Origin of the sequence: Vibrio sp. L85, assembly GCF_963871815.1 — a bacterium.
Taxonomy (GTDB): domain Bacteria; phylum Pseudomonadota; class Gammaproteobacteria; order Enterobacterales; family Vibrionaceae; genus Vibrio; species Vibrio harveyi.
Genome location: NZ_CAWMYL010000108.1, coordinates 227429 through 250593, shown reverse-complemented (window position 1 = coordinate 250593; position 23165 = coordinate 227429). Strand labels below are relative to the sequence as shown.

Annotated in this window: 17 protein-coding genes; 9 read left to right on the top strand and 8 right to left on the bottom strand. The window is 44.6% G+C overall.

The features are described from left to right. Positions 1-10 precede the first annotated feature (10 nt). Positions 11-3397 carry a response regulator gene (locus tag AACR11_RS11080; RefSeq protein ID WP_029790365.1) on the bottom strand — a complete coding sequence of 1129 codons (3387 nt, stop codon included), beginning with the start codon at positions 3395-3397 and terminating at the stop codon, positions 11-13. Between AACR11_RS11080 and AACR11_RS11075 the strand changes: the two genes are divergently transcribed. Continuing rightward, positions 3396-3629 (top strand): hypothetical protein, encoded by a 234-nt coding sequence (locus tag AACR11_RS11075; RefSeq protein ID WP_029790366.1) that lies wholly within the window; start codon positions 3396-3398, stop codon positions 3627-3629. The genes AACR11_RS11080 and AACR11_RS11075 overlap by 2 nt on opposite strands. Here the strand turns inward: AACR11_RS11075 and rsmC are convergent. From rsmC to hemL, 3 genes are all read right to left on the bottom strand, one after another. Beyond that, positions 3626-4651 carry a 16S rRNA (guanine(1207)-N(2))-methyltransferase RsmC gene (rsmC, locus tag AACR11_RS11070; protein ID WP_009698733.1) on the bottom strand — a complete coding sequence of 342 codons (1026 nt, stop codon included), beginning with the start codon at positions 4649-4651 and terminating at the stop codon, positions 3626-3628. The genes AACR11_RS11075 and rsmC overlap by 4 nt on opposite strands. Before the next feature lie 76 nt (positions 4652-4727). Beyond that, positions 4728-5813: an AI-2E family transporter gene (locus tag AACR11_RS11065; protein ID WP_005449176.1), complete on the bottom strand. Its 1086-nt coding sequence runs from the start codon at positions 5811-5813 to the stop codon at positions 4728-4730. Between the two features lie 359 nt (positions 5814-6172). Then, positions 6173-7468 carry a glutamate-1-semialdehyde 2,1-aminomutase gene (gene hemL, locus AACR11_RS11060; RefSeq protein WP_005449175.1) on the bottom strand — a complete coding sequence of 432 codons (1296 nt, stop codon included), beginning with the start codon at positions 7466-7468 and terminating at the stop codon, positions 6173-6175. A 246-nt stretch (positions 7469-7714) separates the two neighbouring features. Between hemL and erpA the strand changes: the two genes are divergently transcribed. The 3 genes from erpA to AACR11_RS11045 all read left to right on the top strand — a co-directional run bounded on the left by erpA (position 7715) and on the right by AACR11_RS11045 (position 12446). Next, complete coding sequence (gene erpA / locus AACR11_RS11055) at positions 7715-8056, top strand: iron-sulfur cluster insertion protein ErpA (protein WP_005449174.1); 342 nt, start codon at positions 7715-7717, stop codon at positions 8054-8056. A gap of 112 nt (positions 8057-8168) precedes the next feature. Then, positions 8169-9284 carry an efflux RND transporter periplasmic adaptor subunit gene (locus AACR11_RS11050; RefSeq protein WP_029790367.1) on the top strand — a complete coding sequence of 372 codons (1116 nt, stop codon included), beginning with the start codon at positions 8169-8171 and terminating at the stop codon, positions 9282-9284. Between the two features lie 9 nt (positions 9285-9293). Next, on the top strand, positions 9294-12446 hold the full coding sequence (locus tag AACR11_RS11045) for an efflux RND transporter permease subunit (RefSeq protein WP_079324725.1): 3153 nt from the start codon (positions 9294-9296) through the stop codon (positions 12444-12446). 36 nt (positions 12447-12482) lie between these two features. Here AACR11_RS11045 and AACR11_RS11040 read toward each other — a convergent pair whose 3' ends face one another. Then, positions 12483-13772: a peptidoglycan DD-metalloendopeptidase family protein gene (locus AACR11_RS11040; RefSeq protein WP_029790369.1), complete on the bottom strand. Its 1290-nt coding sequence runs from the start codon at positions 13770-13772 to the stop codon at positions 12483-12485. A 130-nt stretch (positions 13773-13902) separates the two neighbouring features. Here AACR11_RS11040 and tyrS point away from each other — a divergent pair, with 130 nt between their 5' ends. Both tyrS and AACR11_RS11030 read left to right on the top strand, forming a co-directional pair. Further along, on the top strand, positions 13903-15090 hold the full coding sequence (gene tyrS / locus AACR11_RS11035; protein WP_005449169.1) for a tyrosine--tRNA ligase: 1188 nt from the start codon (positions 13903-13905) through the stop codon (positions 15088-15090). Positions 15091-15514: 424 nt separating this feature from the next. Continuing rightward, positions 15515-16360 (top strand): magnesium transporter, encoded by an 846-nt coding sequence (locus tag AACR11_RS11030; RefSeq protein ID WP_005449167.1) that lies wholly within the window; start codon positions 15515-15517, stop codon positions 16358-16360. On the opposite strand, the gene dacB is transcribed toward AACR11_RS11030, so the two are convergent. Both dacB and AACR11_RS11020 read right to left on the bottom strand, forming a co-directional pair. Next, positions 16339-17763: a serine-type D-Ala-D-Ala carboxypeptidase gene (gene dacB, locus AACR11_RS11025; protein WP_009698726.1), complete on the bottom strand. Its 1425-nt coding sequence runs from the start codon at positions 17761-17763 to the stop codon at positions 16339-16341. The genes AACR11_RS11030 and dacB overlap by 22 nt on opposite strands. Before the next feature lie 116 nt (positions 17764-17879). Beyond that, positions 17880-18908 carry a porin gene (locus AACR11_RS11020; RefSeq protein ID WP_029790370.1) on the bottom strand — a complete coding sequence of 343 codons (1029 nt, stop codon included), beginning with the start codon at positions 18906-18908 and terminating at the stop codon, positions 17880-17882. Positions 18909-19445: 537 nt separating this feature from the next. Between AACR11_RS11020 and greA the strand changes: the two genes are divergently transcribed. Continuing rightward, on the top strand, positions 19446-19919 hold the full coding sequence (gene greA, locus AACR11_RS11015; RefSeq protein ID WP_005439449.1) for a transcription elongation factor GreA: 474 nt from the start codon (positions 19446-19448) through the stop codon (positions 19917-19919). A 91-nt stretch (positions 19920-20010) separates the two neighbouring features. Here greA and yhbY read toward each other — a convergent pair whose 3' ends face one another. Further along, positions 20011-20307 carry a ribosome assembly RNA-binding protein YhbY gene (gene yhbY / locus AACR11_RS11010; protein WP_005425257.1) on the bottom strand — a complete coding sequence of 99 codons (297 nt, stop codon included), beginning with the start codon at positions 20305-20307 and terminating at the stop codon, positions 20011-20013. Positions 20308-20445: 138 nt separating this feature from the next. Between yhbY and rlmE the strand changes: the two genes are divergently transcribed. Both rlmE and ftsH read left to right on the top strand, forming a co-directional pair. Next, on the top strand, positions 20446-21075 hold the full coding sequence (gene rlmE / locus AACR11_RS11005; RefSeq protein ID WP_005439450.1) for a 23S rRNA (uridine(2552)-2'-O)-methyltransferase RlmE: 630 nt from the start codon (positions 20446-20448) through the stop codon (positions 21073-21075). A 108-nt stretch (positions 21076-21183) separates the two neighbouring features. Next, positions 21184-23163, top strand: coding sequence for an ATP-dependent zinc metalloprotease FtsH (gene ftsH / locus AACR11_RS11000; RefSeq protein WP_009698724.1), 1980 nt, complete (start codon positions 21184-21186; stop codon positions 23161-23163). Positions 23164-23165 lie beyond the last annotated feature (2 nt).

The window sequence follows — 23165 nt, the reverse complement described above, 5'->3', positions numbered from 1 at the left end:
CTGTTTGGTATTAACTTGTAAGGAGCCTTTGCATTTTATCGCGTTGCGCTTCAATGTAAGCTCGTTCAGGGCTTTGTTCTTTACAGTGCTCAAGAATGAACTCGATTGAGCTTAGAACTGTTCTCCAGCGCGGTGTTTTTGGTAATGTCTCAATGCGCATGTATTTATCGAGTGTCCGAGTTTGCAACGTACTGCGGTCGAGGTAGACACGCCATAAACCACTTTGCTCCGCAAAAGCAAACTTAGTTTCTCCAGTCACTGATTCCCAGTATTCCAATGCATGAGTCATCGTATCGACTAATACTTCGCGCATCAGCTCTTGTTTATCTTTCTTGTTCCCCAATGCTTTATCTGCAAGGCGAGTAAACTCACCGCCAAGTTCTTTCAGCTTCTGCAATTGGTCTTTATCACCATCAAACGCATAACTTGATAGAACTTCAACCGCGGTTTCTAGATTATGGATACGAGCTGCGTTTGCACCCCCACCTACGTTAAAGATGTACATAACATCTAGACCAGAGCCTTCAGGTAATTTGAGAATGTCTGCTTCAATGTTTTGACGAATATCTTCGATGTAAATATCAATCTTGCCACAGTAATGTGGTTGTTTAACTGTCAGGAATTTAGGTGCAATAAGTTCATCTGCCGAAGAGCGTTTTAACTGCTCTAAGCTGCGTTTAAATAGCTTGCATGCCGCTTCGTTCGCAAAGCGAATACGTTGATCCTCGCGAAGGCAAATAATGGCTTCAGGTGCTGATTCTAGTTGTTCTAATAATCGACCTTGAGTCTCAAGCAAGCTAGCTTCTACTTCAGCACGCTGGCGCAGCTCCGATTCCAGTAACTTGTTCTCGATGTGGCGCATTTCTGCTTTACTTGCGGTTAAGTGCGCTTGAATACGTGCGGCGAGTTCCTGCTTATTGAATGGCTTGGTTAAGTAGTCATTCGCACCTGCTTCGAAGCCTCTTACTCGATCTTCTGTCTGACTTAATGCTGTCAACATAATGATTGGAAGCTCTGCGTGATCATAGGTCTCTCTAAGCTCACTACATACTTGGTAGCCGCTCATGCCTGGCATCATGATATCGAGTAGAAGCAACTCTGGTTTTTCTTGCTCGATTAAAGCAAGTGTTTCAGGACCATCAGAAATAGTGCGTACGCGGTAGCCTTCAAGCCTTAGGAAGCTTTCGAGAACGCGTAAGTTAACCGGTTCGTCATCAGCAACATACAACAGCGGACCATCAGGGTTCTCTGGTAATGATAAGTCGTCGTTGTTTTCAAAGTTCGCTTCTGGAATTTGGAAGTGTCCACGCGCCGCAAGGCTCTGTGTTGCTTGAATCTCTTCTTCATTAGCAAGTGGCAGAGTAAAGCTAAATGTAGTGCCGACCATTGGTTGACTACTTACATACAACGAGCCACCCATCAATTCGATAAGTTGACGGCTGATTGATAAACCCAAACCAGCGCCTTGACGGTAGCGACTAGCGTCTTGACCGGCTTGAATTAAAGGTTCAAAGATATGCTCAAGATGTTCAGCCGGGATCCCCTGACCAGTATCAACCACTTGTACGCGGACTTGATCGTCCACGACGGTGGCAGAAATTACGATCTTACCTTCAGAAGTATATTTAATTGCATTACCAATTAGGTTGTACAGTACTTGTTCCAAGCGTTGTGGATCGGCAGACACCGCTTTTAGATCGGCAGGGACCTGGTTAATGATACGAATCGTCTTGTTACCTAGTAGATGACTTGAAAGCTCAAGCACCAAGCGAGTCGCACTTGCTAGGCTCACTGCCGATTTTTGGATATCCATGCTGCCATAGCGCATCTTGTGGTAATCCAATAAATCGTCAACAAGATTTGCCAAACGTTGACCACTTTTGATGATGATATCCAATTGGTATTTTTGACTCGCAGGAATTGCACCATTAGCACCAGATACTAAAGTCTCTGCAATGCCGACCATACCGTGTAATGGTGTACGTAACTCGTGAGAGGTTGTCGCTAGGAATTCATCTTTCAGCTTATCTGCCAACTGCAATTCTTCGTTTTGCTTTTGGATCAATTTGATGTTGCTTTCTAGCTCTTCGTTTTGCTGCTTAATGGTTTGGATCTTTTCTCGAATTGAGCGTTGCATGCGCTCAAAGCTGATCGCGAGTCGACCGATTTCATCTTTACGCTCTGTATTAAAGGTCGTTTCGTCCAGATCACCAGCAGATACTTTCTCTGCCGCCCAAGTCAGCTTAAGAAGCGGGGAGGTGATGAAATTAGATAAGTAGTGTGAGGCGATCACAACCAAGATGATCGCAATCAGCATCGCAATAACAAACAGCTTCTCGAGCTGGTGGACTCGAGCAAAGGCTTCTTTTTCTGGAAGTTGTACGACAATCGCCCAAGTTAGACCGCGAGTTTCAATTGGCGCAAATGCCGCAATCATCTCTTCACCCAAGCGGTTGCTGTAAGTACCTACTTCTGTGTCGCCTGCGAGTGCTTTATCGACAATCTCTAAGCTGTTTTGGATTTCTTCCTGTTTGGTGTTAATGGTTCGAGGTTTATGATCGCTGCCCACTAGTAAGGTTTCAATCGAGGAATCGCGGTTGATTTCAGCAATAAGCTTAGTAATGCCGTTGTTTGGTAAGCGGAACATCGCATAGCTGTGCAGGTAGCCTTGTTGGACAATCGGTGCGCCGAGCCAAGCGACTTGTTTACCGTTTTCGATATCAAAGTCAGACACGACAACTGGCGTGTAATCTTCATTAACCTTACGACGTGCACTCACATCTTCAGACAAACGTTTAAAGGTGTGCCCTAGCGCCGTATCTTTGTAGCGTCCTGTCAGTAGGTTAGTGCCATAGTTGTCGTCTTTATTGATTGAGTAAGTTACATTACCATCGATATCAACCAATAAAATGTCATTAAAATCAGATCGCTTTAACAGCTCTAGGTATGCCCAGTGGTAACGTTTGTGCAATAGGCGGTAACGTTCGCTGCCAACGTAGTTAGATGATTCCGGTAAAATCGAGGTTTTGATTTGATCGCCACTGCCTTTGATATAGCGCTGCTGTGCGTTTTCTCTGGCTTCATCAATATCGTGACCCAAGCGACTAAACGCATTGACCAAACCGTAGAATCGTCCGCCGCTGGCGTAAGCAAGTTCGGAGCGTACGAAGCCCATGACTTCAGTCTCTTGAGCTGCAAAGTAGTCGATGATTTGTTGTTGTTTGGTATCACGAACTGAAAGAAGGTGCGATGTGCTTTGTTCTTGAAGATCTTTACTGTGTGATTGCAGGAAGAAAATCGCAGTTATCGTCAGTGGCGTGATACTAAGAACCAAAAACGCGGTCATTAGCGTGCTTTGCAGGCGCTTAAATTTCTGCTTTTTGTAGAATTTAAACATGGATAAGATTACAACTCATAAAAGGGCAGCGACCAATTTACTGGGGCTTGCCAAGGTTCTCGTTAAAAACGGACAAGAAGTTAAATTCGATAGAATTAACAAAATTAACGAGTTTTTTTTCTTTGACAAGAAAGTTGATTGGAAAGCGTGGGGAGAGACGCAGTTTTTCGTTGAGTTGAATGAATTTTGGCAAAGGTTTGCGCAGGATTTCACCTGCGCAAAGAGAGATTAGGATTTTTTCGCGTAGTATATCGAGAATTTATTGGTCTTATTTAGCGTCTCGCAATTATTGAATGCTTGCTCAATAATTGGTGGGTATTTTAAGAAGCTGTTTGCCACAATCACCATTTCACCCTGTTTAGTCATGTATTGTGGTGCTTGACCCAAGAGTGTTTCCGCAGCGTTGTAGTTTGTATCTAGACCACTGTGAAACGGCGGATTACTGACGATAAAGCGATAATCTTTTGCCGTATCGGAATAGATGTCTGAAGCAAAAACACGTCCAGTTATGCCATTCGCTTCTAATGTTGCTTGGCTTGATGTGATGGCATAAGCGTTAATATCACACATCTCAATCGCGATATCTGGGTTGGCTTTTGCCATGAATGCACCCAGCACTCCTGCACCACAGCCAAAATCGAGCACCTTGCCAGATAGTTTAGGTAAAGTCTCAAGCAGTAATTGACTGCCTAAATCAAACTCACCATGGCTAAATACACCAGGAAGGCTCTTAACTGTAAGTGATTGCTCACCCAAAGTGACGGTGTAGGATTTAAACCAATCTGCTTGATTGAAAGGCTTTGGCTGGTTAAGGCAAGTACCCCAGTAGAATGAGCAACGGCGAGCTGAGTCGTACTTGTTCACTGGACCGTACTCTTTGAACATTTTCTCAATGCTCTTGATACCTGAACGGTTCTCACCAACGACGACGATTTCTGTATTGATGCCAAGTTTCGCCATCAACATTGCCAGCAAGTACTCTGCCTCAGATTTAGCTTTTGGCCAGTACAGAAGCACCATGTCTGCTTGTGTCTCAATATCAAACTCTGAGCCAAAGTGGCTCTTCACCTTGTTCGATGTGCGAATTTGACGGTAGTAGCTGTAGTTAGAAGTAAAAACCTCCACTGACTCACAATGAGCCACTAACTCGAGAGGAAATAGATCTTCAACTTCACCAGCGACTAAAACGTGTTTTCCGTTAAAGTACTCAAGTTGGCGCTGAGCTATTTGGCTAGGAGCAATATAAGCAGACATAAATTTGGTTCATCAGAAATAATTAGGGGCAGATTTTCGCACAATCTGCCCCAAGCTTGAAGTGATTAAGCAGCGACTAACTGTTGTCTTGTTGGTTGAGGAAATCCTTAAACTCTTCTTCGTAGATGTTAAACAACACCATGGTGACGGCAAAAATCAGTGGACCGTAGATAAGACCGATCAAACCAAATAGATGCAAACCACCCAATAGAGAGAAAAATATCATTAGCGTGTTCATACCCGCGCTGCCTTGCATTAGCAGAGGGCGTAATAGGTTGTCGATAGAGCCGACTACCACGACACTCCATACCGTCAAGAAGATTGCCCAAGTGGTGTCACCGGTTAAGAACAAGTACGCTGCGGCTGGAATCCAAATTAGTGCCGTGCCAACTACAGGGATAAATGATGCAAAGCCCATCATGGTTCCCCAGAATAAACCAGGGAAGCCTGCAAGCCACATACCGATACCACCAGCAAAGCCTTGAGCAATCGCGGTTAAGAATGACCCCATTACAGCGGATTTCGAGACTTGTTCAATCTCGGTCAGAATTTTGTCTTCTTGGCTGCGTGAGAGGGGCAGAATATGACGCATTGCTGAAATGATCTTGTCGTGGTCACGTAACAGGAAGAACAAAACGAACAACATTAGGAAAAAATCCATTAGGAAGTTCGTTGCATCACCCAGGATTTTTGCGCTTATAGCTACAAGGTTTGAACCAAATGATGTTGCGAATTGCCCGATCTTTTCTGCGATGGCTTGTGGTTCGATTTTGTCGAAAGGTAAGTACTCATTAACCAACGCTAAACCTTTGACTACCCAAGGATGTTGGAAAATATCTTGGATGCCACCATTGGTTACCCACTTGTAGGTATTTTGCGAAAATACCGAACCTTGCTGCACGATAGCGGCAAAAACAAATAGTAATGGAATCACGATAATAAAGGTTAAAACCACACAAGAGAGCAGTGAGACCAAGTTTTTGTGATTAGGTAGTTTTCGTTCAAACCATTCATGTATTGGGAACATGAGCAGTGAAATGATAAACGCCATGACGATCGAGTTGATGTAAGGTTCGACCAACAAATAGCAGGCAAAAGCAGCGGCGAGCAGCGCAACAACTAGCACCCGATGACTCGACGTGATTTTTACATTATTCGGCATGTGATTAATCCAAATTACGGAATATTTACGTTTACGCCTTATACCACAGCGCAAAATCTTTATTACTTTGCACCGACGATTCTTTCAAGCTTATGACATAGCTGAATTGGGAAGGTGCAGTTGACCTTGTTATAATGACCACAAATCAGGTGGTTATCAATCAAGAGATGGAAAAATGGGTTGTTGTAACAGCGATAAGAAATGCCAGAGCGAAAAGAAGACCAGACGCATTCCTTGGTTTGGGATTGTTCTTGGGATTCTTGCCATCTTAGTCATCTTTAATTGGCAAGCATAATTCAAATAATAAAAAAGGACCTCGAAGGTCCTTTTTTGGGAATTTATGTTCTGGGAAGGAACGCTTATTTTGATTCTTCTGCCAGAATTGCGAAACAACGATCCGCAGCTTCTAGTGTTGCGTCGATTTCTTTTGAACCGTGAGCAAGAGAAGTAAAGCTTGCTTCGAATGCTGATGGTGCAAGGTATACACCGTGTTTTAGCATTAGGTGGAAGAAACGCTTAAAGCGCTCGACATCGCACTTAGTCACGTCTTCGTAGCACGTTACGGTTTCTTGGTCAGTGAAGAAGAAACCAAACATGCCACCCACTTGGTTTACTACCATTGGGATGCCGTGTTTTTCAGCAAGAGCTTTGAAGCCTTCAGCAAGTTGTTTGGTTTTTGCAGCAAGACGTTTCTCGTTACCTTCTTCTTTTAGCAGGTTCAAACATGCAAAGCCTGCCGCCATTGCTACTGGGTTACCGGAAAGTGTGCCCGCTTGGTATACAGGACCTGTTGGCGCAACATATTGCATGACTTCTTTACGACCACCAAAAGCACCCACTGGCATACCGCCACCGATCACTTTACCTAGTGTCGTTAGATCTGGTTTGATGTTGTAGTGTGCTTGCGCGCCACCTAGAGCTACACGGAAGCCTGTCATTACTTCATCAAAAATCAGTAGAGCGCCTTCTTGGTCACAGATTTCGCGTAGACCTTCGTGGAAGCCTTCTACTGGAGGGATACAGTTCATGTTGCCCGCTACTGGCTCAACGATGATACATGCGATTTCGCCTTTGTTTGCGGCGAATAGTTCACGTACTGAATCTAAGTCGTTGAATGTTGCCGTTAGTGTGTGCTTCGCAAAATCGGCAGGAACGCCAGGAGAACTTGGTTGACCTAGAGTTAGTGCACCTGAACCTGCTTTTACTAGCAAGCTGTCTGCGTGACCATGGTAACAGCCTTCGAACTTCATGATCTTGTCACGACCAGTAAAGCCACGAGCAAGACGGATAGCACTCATTGTTGCTTCCGTACCAGAACTTACCATACGGATTTGTTCCATAGATGGCACTAGCTCAGATACAAGCTCGGCCATGGCAATTTCCATTTCAGTTGGCGCACCGAAACTTAGACCGCGTTGTGCAGCATCGATAACTGCTTCACGGATAACTGCGTGGTTGTGACCTAAAATCATAGGACCCCAAGAGCCAACGTAATCAATGTACGCTTTACCATCGGCATCAAAAATCAGGGCACCGTCTGCTCGTTCGATAAATAGCGGAGAACCGCCAACGCCGTTGAATGCACGAACTGGTGAGTTCACACCGCCAGGAATGGTTTGCTGAGCCTTTTGATATAGCTCTGATGATTTGGTCATGGGGTTATCCTCTTTTGATTGCTCGGACCAAGTGGAGCGCATTGTACCTAGCTAATCTCAAGTTAGAAACGTTTTGGGTAATTTATGTGTTGTCTGGCGGTGTAATCTTACATATCAGCATCTGATCTAAAGAATCGTAGGTGAATACTTGAACGAGTTGGTCAGGTATTGGATAATCGCTCTAATTAGCACAAATTTGACGTCTCGCTACAGGCTTGACGCATTACACGAGTGAGAGAGGTCTTCGTGAGCGAAGTAAACGTACCATTGTCTTTTTCTGATGCAGCAGCATCACGCGTTAAAGCGCTGATTGCGGAAGAAGAAAACCCAGCACTGAAGTTACGCGTATACATTACTGGCGGCGGCTGTAGCGGTTTCCAATATGGCTTCACATTTGATGAGAGCGTAAATGAAGGTGATACTACGATCGAAAACAGTGGCGTAACACTGGTTGTAGACCCAATGAGCCTGCAATACTTAATCGGTGGCGTGGTTGATTACACAGAAGGTTTAGAAGGAGCTCGCTTCTTCGTTAATAACCCAAATGCGACGACAACCTGTGGTTGTGGTGCATCATTCAGTGTGTAATTAATACGACAACAGGCAGCCAATCGGCTGCCTGAGTTTTACGTAGCAGGAAGTCACGTAAACGCCCCCTCGCTTTCATGATGAAGTGGGGGTAAAATAAAAAGGACTTTATATGTCTGGAACTTCTTTCGGACGTCGTTTTGTCGAACGTCCATGGCTAGTCTCTCTAACGCTTGTTATCGCTTTGGCTGCTTGGCTCGCAATGGGTCAACTCAATGCACAAGACGAATCGGTCTCTTCTCCATCCTCTCAATCAGATGATACGCCTGTCGCAAAGGTGATGTTCAACTCTTTTGAAGCACAACCAACCAGTAAAACGATTGAACTTTACGGTCGAACTGCGCCGAACCGGCAAGCTCGTTTAGGGGCAGAAGTCGCAGGTAAGATTGTGAGCTTGAACGTGCAAAAAGGACAAAGTGTTAAACAAGGGCAGGTGATTGCCAACATTGATGAGCGCGATCTAGATATTCAACTTAAACGCGCCAAAGCAATGCTGCGTGTAAAAGAAAAAGAATTTAAAGCCGCAGAATCTTTGAAGAATAGAGGGTTGCAAGGTGAAGTTGCTTTTGCCACTGCTCAAGCGGCACTTGTCGATGCCCGAGCAAACTTAAGCAATGTTGAAACTGCACTTAAAAATACCAAAGTAAGAGCCCCTTTTGACGGCATTCTGGACCATCGATTCGTTGAAGTGGGAGATTTCGTTGGCGTCGGCGACCCAATAGCCACTGTAATTGACTTAGAGAAGTTAGTCATTGAAGCGGATGTGAGTGAACGTCATATTCAGTATTTAAAACAAGGTCAGCAAGCCGATGTTAGAACCATTGATAACATCCATCATCAAGGCACCATTCGTTATATTGGGCGCGTATCTTCAACTTCGACCAACACATTCCCTATAGAAATCGAGATTGATAATCGAGAGAGTGCAATGCCTGCGGGTGTCAGTGCTGAAGTGGTACTGTCGCTAAGTGAAGTTCTGGCAGTGAAAGTAACCGCAGCCATGTTGGCGTTAGATGAAGAAGGCAATCTTGGTATCAAAACGCTTCGTGATCAGCATGTTCACTTTGTGCCTATCCAACTGGTCAAAGCTGAGAAAGACGGTGTCTGGTTATCCGGCTTAGGAGGTCAAGTTGACATCATTGTGCTTGGACAAGGCTTTGCACGTGATGGTGATTTAGTGATGGCGACAAAAGTCGACGATGCCATTGAAGCTGCGAACCAGCAATAAGGAGGCAATATGTTTGCTTTGATTGATGCTGCGTTATCGCGTGCACGTACCATGCTTACATTGTTGGTGATGATTTTGATTGCCGGAGTGATCACCTACATTACGATTCCGAAAGAGTCGAGCCCCGACATTACCATCCCTATTATCTATGTTTCGGTTAGTCACCAAGGTATTTCCCCGACCGATGCGGAGCGCTTATTGGTTCGTCCGATAGAGCAAGAGCTTCGTTCAATAGAAGGCGTTAAGGAGATGACCGCGATTGCTTCAGAGGGACATGCGTCGGTTACTCTAGAGTTCAGTGTCGGCGTTGACTTAGCTGAAGCTATGGCTGATGTTCGTGATGCGGTGGATCTTGCTAAACCTAAATTGCCTGAAGACAGTGATGAGCCAACAGTTAACGAAGTAACATTCGCATCTGAAGAGCCTGTCCTCACTCTGGTTCTGTATGGCACAGTCCCTGAGCGTACAACAGTACAAATCGCACGAGCTTTACGTGATAAGTTAGAAAGCTATCGTCAGGTATTGGAAGTCGATATTGCGGGGGATCGCGAAGATATCGTTGAGATCGTGGTCGATCCGTTATTGATGGAAAGTTACGGTTTGGATCAAGCCGATATCTACAATTTGATTGCTTTAAACAACCGAGTGGTTGCTGCTGGCTTTGTCGATACTGGTTATGGTCGCTTCTCGGTTAAAGTCCCTTCCGTATTCGATTCGTTAAAAGATGTATTAGAGCTGCCGATCAAGGTAAATGGCAAAGAGGTGATCACTTTTGGTGATGTCGCGACAGTGCGCCGAGCCTTCCGTGACCCTGAAAGTTTTGCTCGTTTAGATGGTGAACCAGCGGTGGTGCTCAATGTGAAAAAGCGTGCCGGTGAAAACATCATAGAAACGGTTGAGCTTGTTAAACAAGTTCTGATTGAAGCGCAAAAGCAGACTGGTTGGCCGAATAACCTGCAAGTTAAATACACTTGGGATCAGTCTGATGACGTTAAGCTGATGCTTAGCGATCTGCAAAACAACATTCTGTCTGCAATTATTCTGGTCGTTATTGTCATCATTGCCATTCTGGGTGTTCGAACGGCACTGTTAGTTGGTATTTCTATTCCGGGCTCTTTCTTAACTGGCTTATTGGTGTTGTCGGTTTTTGGTTTGACCGTCAACATCGTGGTGCTATTCGCACTGATTATGGCTGTAGGCATGTTAGTCGATGGTGCCATTGTTGTTACGGAATTTGCTGATAGGCGGATGCAAGAGGGCACACCACGTAAAGAAGCATATAGGGATGCAGCAAAACGTATGGCATGGCCGATTACCGCTTCTACAGCAACCACTTTGGCAGCGTTTGCACCATTGCTATTTTGGCCGGATATTACTGGTGAGTTCATGAAATACTTACCATTAACTCTCATTGCAACCCTCAGTGCTTCGCTAATGATGGCATTACTTTTCGTCCCTGTGATTGGTGGAATCATTGGTAAGCCTCAAGTCATCGATGCACAGCGTCAGCAAGAGATGGTTGACCTGCATAATGGTGAATTTGATAAAGCGACAGGCATTACCAAGCTTTATTACAAAACCCTGTCTATCGCGATCCGACATCCATTGAAAGTGTTACTCAGCGCAATTTTTCTCGCGGGTGGTGTTGGCTTTACTTACAACAAAGCCGGCTTAGGTGCGGAGTTCTTTCCTGAAGTGGATCCCGCCTTCTTTACTGTCAAAGTTCGTTCTTATGGTGATTTGTCGATCAATGAGAAAGACATCGTAATGAAAGAGATTGAAAAAGTAATGTTAGGGCATGATGAGTTTGAAAGCGTCTACACACGTACTGGTTCCGATTCAAATGACGGTGATGAGATTGGTCAAATTCAGATCACGCCGGTGGATTGGCAATATCGCCGTAAAGTCAAAGATATTATTGAGGAACTTAAGCAAACCACCAATCAATTCTCCGGTGTTGAGTTGGAATACAAATTCCCCGATGCAGGACCACCAGTTGAGCATGATCTCGTGATTGAAATGTCGGCGCAAAACTCAAGTATCGATCAATTGGACAGTGCCGCCAAAATGGTTCGTTACTGGGCTGATCGTAACCCTGCGTTAACTAACTTAAGTGATACAACGAATAAAGAAGGAATTGATTGGCAGATTGATATCCGCAGAGACGATGCTTCTCGCTTTGCGGCCGATGCAACTTTGGTTGGAAACACCGTTCAGTTTGTTACCAACGGTTTGAAGATTGGTGATTATCTTCCGGATGATGCCGATGAAGAAGTCGATATCTTAGTACGTTATCCGCAAGATAAGCGTGATATTGGGCGTTTTGATCAGCTAAGAGTGAAAACGGCTGCGGGCTTAGTACCGATTACTAACTTTGCTCAAATTAAACCGGATCATAAGCAGGATACGATTCGCCGAGTTGATGGGCGCCGAGTGGTAAATATCAAAGCGGATATGGTTGAGGGGTATAACCTCGCACTGGAGCTACCAAAGATAACGGCGGAAGTGGCGCAATTGGGTTTACCTGCTGGGATTGAGTTTAAAATTCGTGGGCAAAACGAAGAACAAGAGAACTCTTCCGCTTTCTTGCAAAATGCTTTTATGGTTGCTCTTGGTGTGATGGCGCTTATTTTGATTACTCAGTTTAATAGCTTCTATCAAGCCTTTTTGATCCTAAGTGCAGTGCTTTTCTCTACGGTCGGTGTGTTTGCTGGATTGCTGATTTTCCAAAAACCATTCGGCATTATTATGTCGGGCATTGGGGTGATCGCACTGGCCGGGATTGTTGTGAACAACAATATTGTATTGATAGATACTTACAATCAGATGCGTAAACGAGGGCTAGAAAAGTCAGAGGCAATTTTGCGTACCGGAGTACAGCGTCTGCGACCTGTATTGTTGACCACAGTAACGACGATACTTGGCTTGCTGCCAATGGTGCTAGAGATGAACATCGACTTAGTTAACCAGAAGATTGAATTTGGTGCGCCGAGTACGCAGTGGTGGTCTCAATTAGCAACTGCAGTTGCTGGTGGGCTCGCATTTGCAACCGTGTTAACTCTAGTGCTTACTCCATGTTTATTGATGCTAGGTAGAGAGCACAATATTGATGAACCTGAACCTGAACCTGAACCTGAACCTGAAACAAAAGAGGCAGCGTAAGCTGCCTCTTAGGTATTGTCGTGAATCACGACTTATTTATTTCATTGCGAGCAACTTACTGTAGCGTTCTAGTTTTGCCATGCTCACTTTTGCGTTCGCCATGAAGGTTTGTTTTGCTTTACCCGTTAAAGATTTTGACTGCGGAAGCTTAACTGTTCTAGCGTTCTTGTGTACGCCGTTTACCAAGAATTCGTAGTGCAAGTGAGGTCCCGTAACCCGCCCAGTGCCGCCGAGCGTACCAATGGTTTGTCCTTGTTTCACTCGCTGTCCTGTCTTAACCATGCGTTTAGTTAAATGCAGGTATTTGGTAATGTAAGTGTTGCTGTGTTTGATGAACACATAGTTGCCGTTAAACTTATTGTAGGCAGACTTTTGTACCACACCATCACCAGCAGCCCAGATCGGTGTGCCAACAGGCGCAGCGTAGTCGGTGCCTCGGTGAGGACGAACCTTACCAGTGACAGGGTGTAAACGACGAGGGTTGAAATTAGACGTTACGCGACGGAAGTCCAATGGCGCACGCAAAAAGGCTTTCTTCATAGCTCGACCATTTTCATCGTAATACTTGCCGCTCTTTTCATCCAAAATTGCAGTAAAGGTATCACCTTGGTTCTTAAACACTGCAGCAATAATTTTTCCTCGCCCAATGACTTCACCTTCGACGACTTCTTCTTGGTAAAGCACACGGAAAGTATCGTTTTTACGAATATCCAATGCAAAGTCGATGTCCCAACCAAAAATGCCTGCCAGCTCCATAATTTGGTTTGCATTCAACCCAGATGAAATACCGGCATTCCAGAAGTTAGATTTAATCGTCGCTTCAGCGTAGTTGTACTGATAATCGACTTCTTTTTTATCGATCTCTGAGACGTATTTGTTGCCTTGCAGCTTAATGCGAAAAGTTTCAAACGCATTCAGCGTGCGTTGAAGTTGAACAAAGTCGTTGTTTTCATCAAACCCAAATTTCAGCTTATCTCCTGGACGAAGACGAGAGAGCTGCTGTTTGATTTCTTTATCTGAAGTGATCAGTTCATGCAAAAGACGAGGGGATAAGCCGACGCGGTTAAAAAGTACCGCTGCACTTTCCCCATTTTTGACCTTATATGTTTCCCAACGCAAGACAGAAGGAAGATTAGAAGAAGCGCTGCGCTCTGGTGATTCGACATATATCGACACTGGATAATGCTCGCCAACTTTAAGGCGGCTTTGCTGCGGATCGAGGTCTTGCGGATCGGGTAAGAAAAATAGCGCGACGATGATAAGCGCACTAAAAAAGCCGATCAGTACTTTGTGCAAGAGTGGGAGTCGGACAAAAATCGAATGCATGAGGTACTTGATTACTAAATTAAACGTAAAAATTGACAACTACCTAGTCTAACGTGTTTCAAAATGCATCGCTATTCAAGTAAGATGTTCAGCTATTATATTTTTGCCAAATCTGTGGGAGTGAACAAGAATGGCGAGCATTGAAGCTGCACTAGCCGAGATTAAGCGCGGTGTTGAAGAGCTGATTCCAGAAGAAGAGCTGATCGCAAAACTTAAAGAAGGTCGTCCTCTACGTATTAAATTGGGCGCCGATCCAACAGCACCTGACATTCACCTAGGCCATACGGTTATTTTCAATAAGCTTCGCTTGTTCCAAGAACTAGGTCATGAAGTGACATTCCTTATCGGTGATTTCACTGCAATGGTTGGTGACCCAACAGGTAAGAACACAACTCGTCCACCGCTAAGCCGTGAAGACGTGCTACGTAACGCAGAAACGTACAAAGAACAGGTGTTCAAAATCCTAGACCCAGCTAAGACAAAAATTCAGTTCAACTCTGAGTGGCTATCTGAGCTTGGTGCAGAAGGCATGATCCGTCTTGCTGCAAACCAAACTGTTGCTCGTATGCTAGAGCGTGATGATTTTAAAAAGCGTTACGCTGGTGGTCAGCCAATTGCTATCCATGAGTTCATGTACCCACTACTTCAAGGTTGGGACTCAGTAGCAATGGAAACTGACGTTGAACTGGGTGGCACTGACCAGAAGTTCAACCTACTGATGGGTCGCGAGTTGCAAAAATCTCACGGTCAAAAACCACAAGTTGTTCTTATGATGCCACTTCTAGTCGGTCTAGATGGTGAGAAGAAGATGTCTAAATCTTCTGGTAACTACATTGGTATCAGCGAAGCACCAAGCGAAATGTTTGGTAAGATCATGTCAATCTCTGATGATCTAATGTGGAGCTACTACGAGCTGTTGTCTTTCCGTCCTCTAGAAGAAATTGCACAATTTAAAGCGGATGTAGAAGCAGGCAAGAACCCTCGTGATATCAAAGTACTGCTAGCAAAAGAAATCATTGCACGCTTCCACAGTGAAGCAGATGCAGATGCGGCAGAGCAAGAGTTCGTTAACCGTTTCGCGAAAAATCAAATTCCTGACGAAATGCCAGAGTTTGATTTTGAGACTGGCACGCCAGTAGCAAATCTATTGAAAGAAGCGGGTCTATGTGCTTCAACTTCTGAAGCTATGCGCATGGTTAAGCAAGGCGCAGCTAAGATCGAAGGCGAGAAAGTTGCTGATGCGAAGTTTGTTCCTGAAGCAGGCACTTACGTATTCCAAGTAGGTAAACGTAAATTCGCACGTATTACTATTAAGTAATCAATAACTGTTCAAAATGAAAGCGCCTTATAGGCGCTTTTTTTGTATTAAAATTTGGTGAATACACGCGAGATTGACTGTAAAAATGGTCGAACTTTGTTACTATACGCGCGCTGCTACGTGAGCAGCTTTATCGGAGATTTACATGAACAATACCGACCATCCTCCCAGTTGTTGGGTGAGTAAGATTAAGGGAGCGAAATAACCCGCTTCGGTATTGGCGATCTCCGCCTTACCTTAGTGGTGAGGCATCTTTTCTTCTAGTTTTCCTTTTATTATTTCCTTTCATAAATTCTGAATAGACAGTGCTTTGGCATTGATGTTTTCGCGCGTCCTGCATTTGTATTTATACAAGTCGGGTGTGCAGAAAGCTTTTTGCGTGCGTTGTCGATGGTCGTTACCAATGCCAATCGGGAGATTCGCCATGACGGTAATGAACAACACTTTTATTGAAACAACACCAAACTTCTCAGAAGTGGAGATTGGTGCCGCTCGTAATGCCTTTTTGCAATACGAACAAGAGCAACAATTGCACCTACTAACGATCATGCCTATTGATGAGGCGGTTGGTATTTTGCAGCACTGCTCGGTTGGCTATGTGAATAGCCTTATCGCTCAACTTGAACAAGCTGGATATGATAAACGTGCTCGTCACTATGCTCACCAATTAGGTTTGCATATGTCGGAAGTCGATACACCAGATGGCTACTTATCGACTAGTGTGTTGGAACATGTGAAGCAGCGTATTGGTTGGATCATTGCTCTTGCCCTTTTAGGGATAGTGTCGGGTTTGATCATTGCTCAGTATGAGGACACTTTAAGTCAACTTGTATTGCTTGCCGTGTATATGCCCGTAATCGCTGCTGCTGGTGGTAATACCGGAACTCAGGCTGCGACCTTAGTCATTCGCGCACTCGCCACTGGAGAGTTAAAGAAACGCCAATGGTTAGAAGTTTTGTGGAAAGAAAGTCGCGTAGCGCTGTTTATTGCCTTGGCGATTGCGATCGTGATGATTGGTCGAATCATGCTATTTAGTGGTGGGCAATCAACAGGGGGCTTTGCACTGGAAGATATCGCATTAGCCATTGCGGTTGCGTTATTTATTCAGGTGACTATCTCAACCACACTTGGCGGATTACTTCCTATCATAGCGCGTGCATGTAAACTGGACCCCGCCGTATTGGTGAGCCCAGTATTAGCATCGATCGTCGATATCTCAGGTATGTGGATCTACTTTACCGTGGTGAACTACTTCTTAGGCATTGCCTGACTAAAACTCACAATGTCTTGGTAGAACAATTTCTCAAAACGAGTAATAGGGGCGACGACAGGCTTGTTATCGTCCCTTTTTTCTGGGAAATAGTCCGACACAAACTGAACAAATAGCGTGTTTGGTTTGCCGTTTTTATCAAGCCCATACCCCGCCATATTGTACGTGCCGTACAAGGACCCGCTTTTTGCAATCAACTGTCCTTTGATAGGAGCTTTACGCATACTCTGGCGGTACTGCAATGTTCCTGATTCACCGGACTTTGGCATAATTGCTATCAAGTTGAGTTCTTGTTCGTGTTGCCAAATGTAGCGCAAGATAGCAGCCATCGACTTCGCTGAAATGCGGTTATTGCGTGATAAACCTGACCCATCTTCTAATCGGGCATTGCGAATGTCGATCCCCGTATTGGAGAAAATGATTTGTTTGATTGCTTCAGTGCCGTTAGTAAAACTGCCAGGTTGCACAAAGAACTTAGCGCCAAGTGTTTTAGTAAGAGTATCGGCAATTAAGTTATCTGAGCGTTTTAACATCTCATCAAGCAACTGTGGTAATGGTTTTGATTTGTGTACTGCCAATAACTTGCGTGACTTTTCAGGTGCTTTGCCGACTCGAATTTTTCCTTTTAATGAAATGCCGACTTGCTTGAGCAATTTCTCTACTTTTTGGCTTGTGTAGCCTTCAGGATCTTGCACTGCAAACTTGAGGGGGAGTGGTTTATCGCCACGGTCTACTAAGCAGCCGGTTAGTTGATATTGGTTGTTTGGGTTAGCGATGAGCTCCAAATCACAATGACGGCTCTTCTGGACGCTTTTTGACACGGTTTGAGCGCTGGTGGCGACATTAATTGGTTGATGCTCAGGAACATAAACACGAGTTGTACCGTTTTTTTGTGTGTATATCGATGCTTGAACGCAATTTTCATTCAGTGTCACAGCAGATGCTGGTGCGCTATAGCAAACGCCTAGAATATCCCATGGCCATCCAACGGCACGGTTGTAGCCAGTAAAAGCGCTGTTATCTAACCAAAGATCCCCATTGATTCGGTTTAGACCGTTTTTTTTCGCTCGTGTCAGCATGGTTTTAAGATCTTGCGTTACAAGCGTAGGATCGCCGGAAAAAGTAAAGACGGCGTCAGAGTTGGAGCTTTCTAACGTTGTACGAAAAGTAAAGCCATTGCCCAGCTCAAGCTTTGCAGCCAAGGCTGTGACAACTTTTAATGTACTTGCTGGGGGGAAATACTGCTCAGTAGGATGAATGCCTTTTAGCTCACTTTGCCCATTAAGTTTTTCAGCAACCAAACTGATACGTGCTCCGTCTGGCAGCACCTCTTGGTGGGGATAAGCAAAAGAGAGAAGTGGAGTAAGGCTAGAGAGTAGTAACAATGACCAACGTAAGCGCATAGTAATAGTTCGTGAGGTTAGTTATGCAATTGAGTATATACCGAAAAATCGCAGAATTCTGGATATAAAAAATGCCCGCATAAGCGAGCATTTTATCTTCAAGTCGTAAGACTGAATTAGAAGTCGTAACGTAGACCTAGAGCTAGCTCGTCTTCTGCGTCAGCTTTAGTTGCAGTTGTGTTGATGCCAACTTGACCTAGTTTGTCGCCAGAGTCGATTAGGTTGAAGTTGTATGATACGTAACCACGGAAGTTAGGCTTGAAGTAGTAAGACGCGTCAACTGCGAAGTTGTTTGCTGAAGTTTCGCCGTTAGTTTCTGCGTTGTTGTAAGTCGTTGTGAACACTGTTTGACCTAGAGTGTAAGCACCTGCTAGTTCGTAACCAGTGTAGTCACCGTTTTTAGCCGCTTTTTCACCGTCTGTGAATACACCAGCGAAGTACATATCGCCCATAGTGTAAGAAGCTGCTAGCATGTATTCGTTAGCTTCATCTTGGTCTGCGTAACCAGCACCTAGGTCAAGACCAGTGTCAGCTAGAGAGTAGATAGCAGATAGAGAGTAGCCATCTTGACCATTGTCACCGTAGTGATCTACGCGTTCGCCTTCACCTGCTACAGAACCATCTTTTTTAAGCTCTGTACGGTCAGCAAAACGGTAGCTAGCTTTAACTGCTAGGTTTTCGAATTGACCTTTGTAAGACAGCATGTTGTCTGAACGGTCAGCCGCAGCTAGTTTGTCAGCAGCAGAGTTACCAGCGTACGCCATGATATCTGTGAAGTCAGTGATAACGCCTAGCGCACCGTCGTTTTTACCGTAAGTAATTTCACCGAATGCACCGCCTAGACCAGCGTATGCGTAACGAGTGTCAAGGTTGCTGTTGCCGTCTACACCGCCATCTTCAGCAGTAGTAAATTCACCTTCCCAGAAACCAACACCGTATAGGTTGTCGTTGATTGCTTGTGTGCCAAGGAAGTTTAGACGGATACGAGAGTTGTCCGCTACGTCGCCATCTTTCATAGATAGACGTGCTTCAGCACGACCGCCCATTTCTAGAGAAGTGCCGTCTTGGTTGTAAAGTTCAGCTGCGTTAACGCCAGTTGCCATAGCTGCTGCAGATACAGAAAGAGCAATTAGAGTCTTTTTCATCTTATTTGTCCTAGTTAGCTGTCCATAATCATTGTTTTATGGGGGAGAGGTTATCTCTCACAAGCTATTGTTGTTCGTATAGTTTCATTCGCGGCAAATGCCCACACTCGAAAAAGCCATAACGAAATAACTTGCCGGACATGTTTTACTGCTAAAGTTTCCTTATGAGTTAGTAAAATGATATAAATCCAACTAATGAACACTGTTCAATTGATTGTTAATTTATCCTAAATTGTTGTTTTTAAATGATTATATCTTGCCTAACATTGGTCTGACATTGATTTGTTTTTATCTTTTTTGATGTTTTTAGTGTAATGAACAGTGTTGTTTTTCAATAAATTGCGATGATGCGTAAATCTAAAAACGATTGATGGCGTGGTATTAACCACACAACTGAGTCGCGAAATCGAATTAAGGTGATTTCACACCCTAGTTTGTTTAAACTAACCAAAACAGAATCTTTGAACGTACTACCCAGTCCCTATGATTGGGTGGGATTTTTTTGTCCAAAGACACCTTTGGCCTTGAGGTTATATAATGGAAAAAGTTCCAATGACACTACGTGGCGAACAGTTGCTACGTACAGAACTCGATCGTCTACTAAAGCTTCGCCCGCAAATTTCAGAAGCAATCGCAGAAGCGCGTGAACTAGGCGACTTGAAGGAAAACGCAGAATACCACGCCGCTCGTGAAGAGCAGGGGATCTGTGAAGCACAAATTCGTGACATTGAATACAAGCTATCTGTTGCTCAAGTCATTGACGTAACAACGATGGACAACACTGGTAAGGTGATTTTTGGTTCAACCGTTACTCTGATTGACTGTGATACAGAAGAAGAGAAAACCTACCAAATCGTGGGTGATGACGAAGCAGATATTAAAGCGGGTCGTATTTCGATTAGCTCGCCAATTGCTCGTGGCTTGATCGGTAAAATGGAAGGTGACGAAGTTGTTATTCAAACTCCTGGCGGAGCGAAAGACTTCGAAATCGACAGCGTTGAGTACATCTAACTTCGTGTTCTAACGGCTAGTTGAAATAAACTCTAGATGCAAAAAAGGTCGCCCATGGCGACCTTTTCTTCTTCCGCTGCGCAAGTAGATATTACTTACGTGGGATTTCGATTTTACGCTCTTCAGACTGGCGGTATAGCACAAGTACCTTACCGATTGTCTGAACTTTTTCAGCGCCCGTCTCACGTACGATAGCGTCGATGATCAGCTGTTTTGTCTCACGGTCTTCTGATGCAACTTTAATTTTGATCAGTTCGTGGTGGTCAAGAGCGATTTCAATTTCTGCTAGCACGGCTTCTGTAAGTCCATTTGCGCCCATTAGCACAACAGGTTTTAAACTGTGAGCCAGGCCTTTTAGGTGCTGCTTTTGTTTGGTGCTTAGGTTCATTACGCGGCCAATTTTCTTTAAAATAAGGGTTGAAAAAAGCTATTTTAACGCCATCTATTGCTGAAGACTATAATTTATTGAGTAATAGGTTGAGCCTATTAAAACAATAGCTCCTAATTACGCCTTGTTGGGATTAAGATGAGTAAACAAAAACATTCGGCTAGTTCTGGTCGTTGGTTGAAAGAACACTTTGACGATAAATATGCGAACGAAGCTCGTAAAAAAGGCTATCGTTCTCGTGCTTACTTCAAAATTGAAGAGATCCAAACAAAAGATAAATTGTTGAAATCTGGGATGACAGTCGTCGATTTAGGCGCCGCTCCAGGTGGATGGTCTCAATATGCTGCTAAGATAATAGGTGAAGAAGGTCAAATCATCGCATGTGACTTATTACCTATGGATCCAATCGCTGGTGTAAGCTTTTTGCAAGGTGACTTTCGTGACGAGGCGGTTTTAGACGCTCTATTGGAAAGAATCCAACCGTCGATGGTGGACGTAGTAATGTCTGATATGGCTCCAAACATCGCTGGTAACAATTCCGTAGATCAGCCACGAGCTATGTATTTAGTTGAATTGGCTTTAGATATGTGTCGACAAGTTCTAGCACCTAATGGTAGCTTTGTCGTAAAGGTTTTCCAGGGTGAAGGCTTCGATCAATTTGTGAAAGAAGTCCGAGACATGTTTAAAGTCGTAAAAATCAGAAAACCAGACTCATCGCGAGCTCGCTCACGAGAAGTCTTTGTTGTAGCCACTGGTTACAAAGGTTAACTATTTCGCTCGTTTAGAGCATGGTTAACACTATAGCTACAGCTAATAAACTGTAGTACCCTACCTTTAATTACAATTAGTTATCGAGAGGCTGACACCTTGAGTGACATGGCAAAAAATTTAATTCTGTGGCTTGTTATCGCTGTCGTGTTGATGTCGGTATTCCAGAGCTTTGGCCCTGGAGAGAGCAATGGCAGAACCGTGGATTACACCACGTTTGTACAGGAAGTTGGCCAAGGCCAGATTCAAGAAGCAACTTTTAAAGACGGTGAAATTAGTTTTGTTCGTCGTGGCGGCGGTGCCAAAATGGTCACTTACATGCCTGTGTACGATCAAAAGCTTCTAGATGACCTAATTAACCAAAACGTGAAAGTGCAAGGTACACCTCCTGAAGAGCAAAGCCTACTTGGCACAATCTTCATTTCTTGGTTCCCTATGATCTTACTGATTGGTGTGTGGATTTTCTTCATGCGTCAAATGCAAGGCGGCGGCGGTAAAGGCGCCATGTCTTTCGGTAAGAGCAAAGCTCGTATGATGAGCGAAGAGCAGATCAAGACGACTTTTGCAGATGTCGCAGGTTGTGATGAAGCAAAAGAAGACGTTAAAGAACTGGTTGACTACCTACGCGATCCAAGCCGATTCCAAAAATTGGGCGGTAAGATCCCGACAGGTGTACTTATGGTTGGTCCTCCAGGTACTGGTAAAACGCTTCTAGCGAAAGCCATTGCTGGTGAAGCAAAAGTGCCTTTCTTTACTATCTCTGGTTCTGACTTCGTAGAAATGTTTGTTGGTGTTGGTGCGTCTCGTGTGCGTGACATGTTCGAACAAGCGAAGAAAGCGGCACCTTGTATCATCTTTATCGATGAGATTGATGCAGTAGGTCGTCAGCGTGGTGCTGGTGTAGGTGGTGGTCACGATGAACGTGAACAAACTCTAAACCAAATGCTCGTTGAAATGGATGGTTTCGAAGGTAACGAAGGTATCATTGTTATCGCAGCGACTAACCGTCCAGACGTGTTGGACCCAGCACTACTGCGTCCTGGTCGTTTTGACCGTCAAGTTGTTGTTGGTCTTCCAGACGTACGTGGTCGTGAACAGATTCTTAAAGTACACATGCGCAAAGTACCTCTAGCAGGTGACGTAGAGCCTTCTCTAATCGCACGTGGTACACCTGGCTTCTCTGGTGCTGACTTAGCAAACCTAGTAAACGAAGCTGCCCTATTTGCTGCGCGTGGCAACAAGCGCAACGTTTCTATGGTTGAATTTGAACTAGCGAAAGACAAAATCATGATGGGTGCAGAGCGCCGTTCAATGGTGATGTCTGAAGAAGTAAAAGAGTCAACAGCTTACCACGAAGCAGGTCACGCGATTGTTGGTCGCCTAGTACCAGAACATGACCCTGTGTATAAAGTCTCTATCATTCCACGTGGTCGTGCGCTTGGTGTGACTATGTACCTACCAGAGCAAGACCGTGTGAGCATGTCTCGCCAACACCTAGAATCTATGGTTTCTAGTTTGTACGGTGGTCGTCTTGCTGAAGAGCTAATCTACGGTGCTGATAAAGTATCGACGGGTGCATCGAACGATATCGAGCGTGCAACTGATATTGCTCGTAAGATGGTGACGCAATGGGGCTTCTCTGAAAAACTTGGTCCGCTTCTATATGCGGAAGAAGAAGGTGAAGTGTTCCTAGGACGTAGCGTGACACAGACTAAACATATGTCTGATGACACAGCGAAGCTAATCGATGATGAAGTTCGCAAGATCATCGACCGCAACTACGACCGTGCGAAGCAAATTCTGGAAGACAACATGGACATCATGCATGCGATGAAAGATGCGCTAATGAAGTATGAAACCATTGATGCTGGCCAGATTGATGACCTGATGGAGCGTAAGACTGAGATTCGTGAACCTGCTGGTTGGGGTGATAAGCCTGCAAACAAACCAGAAGATAACGATAAGCCTCAGGCTAAACCTGAAGTGAAAGCGGAAGAGAAACCAGTTGAACCGACTAAACCGGTAGAACAACCAACGTCTCAAGAAGCGACTTCAAGTGAAGCTCCAGAAAAGAAAGACTCTGAATAAAG